The sequence below is a fragment of the Coleofasciculus sp. D1-CHI-01 genome, assembly GCF_040218875.1.
In the GTDB taxonomy this organism is placed as follows: Bacteria; Cyanobacteriota; Cyanobacteriia; order Cyanobacteriales; family Coleofasciculaceae; genus Coleofasciculus.
This window is the reverse complement of sequence record NZ_JAVJQP010000187.1, coordinates 23839-30049: the sequence shown is the minus strand read 5'-3', so window position 1 is coordinate 30049 and position 6211 is coordinate 23839. Positions and strand designations below refer to the sequence as shown.

Annotated in this window: 4 protein-coding genes and 1 pseudogene; all 5 read left to right on the top strand. The window is 40.7% G+C overall.

Going from position 1 to position 6211, the window contains the following annotated elements; translation table 11 throughout:
- Nucleotides 1-1024, top strand: a 1024-nt coding sequence (locus tag RIB93_RS31710) for a serine/threonine protein kinase (protein WP_446379158.1), incomplete at its 5' end; no start/stop codon positions are given.
- Between the two features lie 39 nt (nt 1025-1063).
- Nucleotides 1064-1954, top strand: a pseudogene (locus RIB93_RS31705) (serine/threonine protein kinase); the annotation flags it as partial.
- A complete protein-coding gene (locus tag RIB93_RS31700; protein ID WP_446379162.1) occupies nt 1928-2989 on the top strand; it encodes a type IV pilin-like G/H family protein in 1062 nt (353 codons plus the stop codon). The pseudogene RIB93_RS31705 and the gene RIB93_RS31700, both read left to right, overlap by 27 nt.
- A 338-nt stretch (nt 2990-3327) precedes the next feature.
- Nucleotides 3328-4716 (top strand): serine/threonine protein kinase, encoded by a 1389-nt coding sequence (locus RIB93_RS31695; RefSeq protein WP_446379156.1) that lies wholly within the window; start codon nt 3328-3330, stop codon nt 4714-4716.
- A gap of 37 nt (nt 4717-4753) precedes the next feature.
- A complete protein-coding gene (locus tag RIB93_RS31690; protein WP_446379154.1) occupies nt 4754-6160 on the top strand; it encodes a serine/threonine protein kinase in 1407 nt (468 codons plus the stop codon).
- Nucleotides 6161-6211: the final 51 nt, after the last annotated feature.

Here is a 6211-nt window from a genome sequence, read left to right as displayed (position 1 = left end):
TCTCATCTATTTACATGGGTTAAATTCTCCGGTATTACACCGAGATATTAAGCCGAGTAATCTGATTTTAGGAGAGGATAAGCAGATTTATTTAGTTGATTTTGGTGCGGTGCAAGATAGTGCGGCGGTAGAAGGAGTGACGTTTACTGTGGTGGGAACGAGTGGATATGCACCCTTAGAACAGTTCTGGGGACAAGCGGTTCCGGCTTCGGATCTTTATGCTTTGGGCGCGACGTTAATTCATCTATTAACAGGTACAGCCCCGGCTGATTTGCCGCAACGAAATTTACGGATACAATTTCGGGAGCAGGTGAGTATTAACTCTCAGTTGATAAGTTGGATTGAAGCCTTGACGGAACCTGACCTAGATTTGCGCTTGAGTTGTGCTAGTCAAGCCCTTGATGCATTGGAAACCGGGCGCTCGATTTGTTCTATGGGTTATCCATTGGAAACTGTACATCCGCCTTTTTTAACACGAATTAGGATTAAAAAAAACAAAAATAAACTTATTGTTTATTTTTCTGCAACGGGGATAGTGTGGTTTATTAAAGATTGCGTATTTTTATTAATTAAATTAATCCCATTTTTTAGTTTATTTTTGTTGTCAATAGTTGTAAGTTTATGCCTAGTTGCTATTGGATTTTATACCTTAAAAGAGTTATTTTCTTCGCCAAGTAAAACAATAATATGCACATTATTTATATTTGGTTTCATATCTTTTTTTGCTCAGGAATCCTTGATTGATCTTAAAAAAATGTACAGAGATATTCGTAATATTCGTAATTTTATATGTGCTAACTTCTGGGGATACTCTGTAGTATTTGATATAGATAAATTTACTTGTCAGGGATTTGATTTTCATCTACTCCTTTCGGAGATTCAAGGAGTAGCTAGTAATTATTCAGGTAAAGCCATCTATCTCAAGATAAGAAAGAGAGACTATTGTTTGGCAAATCGACTAACACCATCTGAATCAAACTGGTTAGTTGGTGAAATCACAGATTGGCTAGCAAATGTTCAATAACGGACGTAACTCATAAATTAAAATTTCAAGGAGTAACTCATGTTAAGCGCAGGACAAGTTTTATGCGATCGCTATCAGCTACAAAAAGAATTAGGGAATAACGCAGGGCGTCAAACTTGGTTAGCGATGGATACTCAAGCCTCACCGCCAACAGCCGTTGTGGTTAAATTGCTGGCGTTTAATCCCCAGATGCAATGGGATGAGTTGAAGCTGTTTCAACGAGAGGCTCAAGTTCTAAAGAATCTCAACCATCTTCGCATTCCGAAGTATCTCGATTATTTCTCAGTGGATGATGTTGAAGCGGGTTTAGAAGACTCTTCTATCGACAATAAAAATAGTGATAAATCCAATGTAAGCGGATTACCATGGTTTGCTTTAGTGCAAGAATATATTCCCGGTAGTTCTCTCAAGCAGTTATTAGAGCAAGGGAAACAGTTTAAGGAGAATCAGGTGCGTCATTTTTCCGAGGATTTGCTCAATATTTTAATTGATTTACACGAGTTGAGTCCGCCTATTCTTCACCGTGATATTAAACCCAGTAATCTTATTTTGGGAAAAAATAACCAAATTTATTTGGTAGACTTTGGTGCTGTGCAAGACAAAGCTAAAGCTGAAGGGGTTACATTTACGGTAGTGGGAACCAGTGGTTATGCGCCCCCCGAACAGCTATGGGGAAAAGCTGTACCTGCATCAGATTTATATGCCTTGGGTGCAACTTTGATTCATTTATTAACAGGGATTCCGCCATCTCAATTACCCCAGCAGCGAATGCGGATTAAGTTTCGAGATAAAGTCAAGATTGAGCCGAGTTTTGCTAACTGGATTGAGCAGTTAATTCAACCTGCACTGGAAAGACGATTGAGTACAGCACGTCAGGCTTTTTCTGCACTGCAATCCTCTTTGATTCCTCACCACAATCAAATCCCTGCCCAAGGCTCAAGACGCTATGTAGATGATAGTGACAGTGGCTACGGTTGTGGCTGCTGGGCTTTACTAGGACTAATAGGAATTGGCTTTATTCTCCTATTAATTCCTTCATTTCTTAGTAGCGCTGGTAAAGCCAGAGAGTCAGAAGCAAAACAATATATTGGTTCAATGAATCGCGCCCAGCAAGCTTATTTTTTAGAGGAAAGTAAGTTTACTGATACTATAGCGGAACTGGGACTCGGCATTAGCACTGAAACAGAGAACTATACCTATTCAATGCATACAACTTCCTTGAGCGTTATTAACTATGCCATTTCCCACAAATCAAAGATGAAAGGCTATGTGGGCGCTGTATTTTTAGGTGATGCTGTAGCAACAGGAGAGATGACAACATTTGCAATTCTGTGTGAGGCAGAATCTCCCGGTACTCATCGCCCCCCAGCACCAATTGTAGAGGATGGTGTGATTCAATGCGCCCCGGAGACAGTAAATCTTTATGGAGAGGATGAAAAAGGAATTTTTCTGGGGGAAGATTGGAAGTTAGTTTATCGTTCGGCTAATTACGCGAAAGCTGGTAAGTACAATCAAGCCATTGATACTGCGGAAACGATTACAGAGCGTTGGGTTAAAGTTAAAGCACTTGAGGGTATTGCCACGGAGTTAGTGACAGTGGGTAAGTCTAAGCAAGCTTTGCCAATTATCGAAAAGATACAAGCGATCGCACTCAATTTAACTGATGCTGGTGAGTATACCCAAGCTCTGAGAGTGACTCACAGTATCCCCCATGATTCGATTCAGAGTAAGACCATCCAAGCGATCGCACCCTATTTAACCACGTCTGCTGAGTATGAACAAGGCATTCAGGTGGCTAAAATGATTACAGACTATGAACCAAAAGCCAAAGCCTTGGATGCCATTGTACGTCGATTAGTCGCAACCGGGAACCCTGAACGAGCGGTTCAGATTGCTGAAACTATCCAATCTTATTATGGTGGTAAAGCTCAAGCCCTGGCGACAATTGAACGTTATAAAAATTAACGTTAATCGGCAATTTACCACACCGGGTAGGGATGTTCCGGCGGAAGTCTCGATAACCTGAAACTGTACCTAGGAAACAGGATAGAGCCGTTTTATCAAAAAAGGCAATAAGGAAGATGAGATAAGCTGTTCGGCATTTAAACCTTAATGTCAATAATGGCGAAAGCCGTGTAGTGCGAGCATCTTGCTCGCTAATAATACCCAATTTAAATGTATGACAGCTTAATTGTCAGTTAGGGCAGGTTTAGTCATACCTGGGTTAAGGTAAGAAATGATGACCGTAAACTCTGCCCCTACACACGCGCTAGATACCGTCAACATTTATCAGAGGTAATCTCGTGTTCAATCCAGAGCAATGCTTAAAGGAACGTTACCAACTGCAACAAAAATTAGGACGCACGGCTGCAGGGCGACAAACTTGGTTGGCGACGGATTTACAATCTCATGAACAAGTGACGGTTAAGCTATTAGCCTTTAGCCCGGAAATGCAGTGGGACGAACTTAAACTCTTTGAACGCGAGGCACAAGTTTTACAAGCCCTGAATCATCCCCGAATTCCCCGCTATCGGGATTATTTTTCTTTAGACAAAGAAGCGGGGTTCCAGTTACATTGGTTTGGATTGGTACAAGACTATATTCCGGGAAATTCGCTGCAAGAATTATTAGATAAAAATAAACGGTTTAGCGAGAAACAGGTTCGTGCGATGGCGACCCAAGTTCTAGATATTCTCATTTATTTACACGAACTGAGTCCGCCAGTATTGCACCGAGATATTAAACCGAGTAATCTTATTTTAGGGGAAGACAAGCAAGTTTATCTAGTGGATTTTGGCGCAGTTCAAGCCCAAGCTGCTGTTACAGGTGTTACATTTACTGTAGTAGGGACGAGTGGTTATGCACCCTTAGAACAATTTTGGGGACGGGCGGTGGCGGCTTCTGATTTATATGCTTTGGGTGCAACTTTAATTCACCTACTAACGGGTACAGCCCCGGCTGATTTACCCCAGAAAGAAGGGCGGGTTTATTTTCGCGATTCCCTTCGGGATAGCTTCGCTTCGCACGTCAGCCTCGATTCTCAGTTTATCACTTGGATTGAGCAAATGACTGAAATGGAGTTAGAAAAGCGCTTCAGCACGGCTAAACAAGCCAGACATTCGCTTAAACATGGGCAAATTCAACAGTCGAGTTCTACATCACATCCAGTTCGAGGGAAACTTTCTAAACCTTCAGGTAGCCTGATTAAACTTAAAGCGGATAGAGACAAATTGGCGATTACTATTCCAGCTCCTGGACTGAGAAAAATTACCCAATACAGTTGGTTAGCGGCTTTAATCCTTGTCTCTTTTCATACAGGAATTTTCATCATTATTATTGTGGGGCTATTATCTTCTATATTTTCTGGATATTTGGACACAACTTTAAGTCTATTGTGTTTTTCACTATTTCTTTGCCTATTTGATTTCTATAGCATGGGGGAAAAAACTCATGTCGTCTTGGAGCGTAACCTTAATTCTTTAAGCCTAAAACGCCAACTCTGGTTTTTGTATTATGGACAGCAGCAGTTCAGTATTTCCGAGCTTGGTAATGCATTCTTAATGAATCGAGGCTCGATTTACGAAATCAGAATTCCTACTGTTTATTCAATGTGTAAACTGGGTGGTGCTTTAGGAGAGCATGAAAGCACTTGGTTACTCCAAGAACTATTGAATTGGCTGTATTTTAAATAAAAATGATACCCGAATGCTTATTCAAAAATAAATGATTATGTTCAGTCCCAATCAATGCTTAAAAGAACGATACCAGCTCCATCAAAGATTAGGACGCACAGCAGCAGGGCGACAGACTTGGTTAGCCACCGATTTGCAGTCAAAGAAGAGAGTCGTCGTTAAATTGCTGGCTTTTAGCCCAGAAATGCAGTGGGAAGAACTTAAACTGTTTGAACGCGAAGCCCAAGTTTTGCAAGCTTTAAATCATCCTCGCATTCCTCACTATCGGGATTATTTTTCATTGGATAAAGACTCAGGATTTACTTTGCCGTGGTTTGGATTAGTTCAAGATTACATTCCAGGGATTTCTCTGCAAACCCTATTAGATAATAATAAAATTTTTACCGAAAAACAGGTTCGCCGGATTGCCCGTGAAGTTCTAAATATTCTCGTCTATTTACATGAATTAAGTCCGCCTGTCTTGCATCGAGATATTAACCCCAGTAATCTAGTTTGGGTGAAAAAAAAGTGGGTTTATCTGGTAGATTTTGGGACAGTTCAAGCTCAAGCAGCTGTTACTGGGGTTACATTTACGGTGGTGGGAACGAGTGGCTATACACCCTTAGAACAGTTTTGGGGGCGGGCGGTGGCGGCGTCAGATTTATATGCGTTAGGGGCTACCTTAATTCACTTGTTAACGGGTATAGCGCCTGCTGATTTACCGCAAACAGAAGGACAAATTCAATTTCGTGATTTCCTTCGGGATAGCTGCGATTCACGCCTTAGTCTCAATTTTCAGTTTATCAGTTGGATTGAACAGATGACCGAACTTTCGTTAGAGAGGCGCTTTAGCACGGCTCAAGAAGCTAGAGAAGCACTTAGAGATAGGCAGATTCCACCGTCTAATCCTCCCCCACGTCTGGTTGGCGAGAAACTGTCTAAACCTTCAGGTAAGTTAATCAAAGTTAAAACGACTAGAGACCGCTTAGAAATTATTCTACTGTCCCCTACTTTTGGTGAAGTAATTCAGAAAATTAAGTTTGTTTATGTCTGGTTATTTTTGTTTAATTTATTTATTTTTCTTTGCTTCATGGGGTCATTGCCGACGTTGGTTCTAATGCCATCATTTCAAGCGATCGGTTTTACAGCTTTTAACTTGGTTTTGTTAGGTGTGTCAATAAGTTTATCCCTTAATTGGTTTCGCGCCCAGACCCAAACAACTTATGTTTTATTTGATCGCACTTGTAATAAACTAGAAATCAATCGTAAACAATGGTTGTCTAATCCTATTCAACAACAAACCAAAATCACAGACATTGGCAATGTTTATTTGATTCATGGAGATTCCAGTTACGAAATTGGCATCATTTCAACCCATTGTCTCTGTAGAATCAGTGGCAATTTAGATAACATAGATAGTGCTTGGTTACTTCAAATCATATTGGATTGGCTTGATTTAAGTTAAACCGGTTAAGTGTATTTACAATGATTACCTAATGCTTATTACCGTACCATT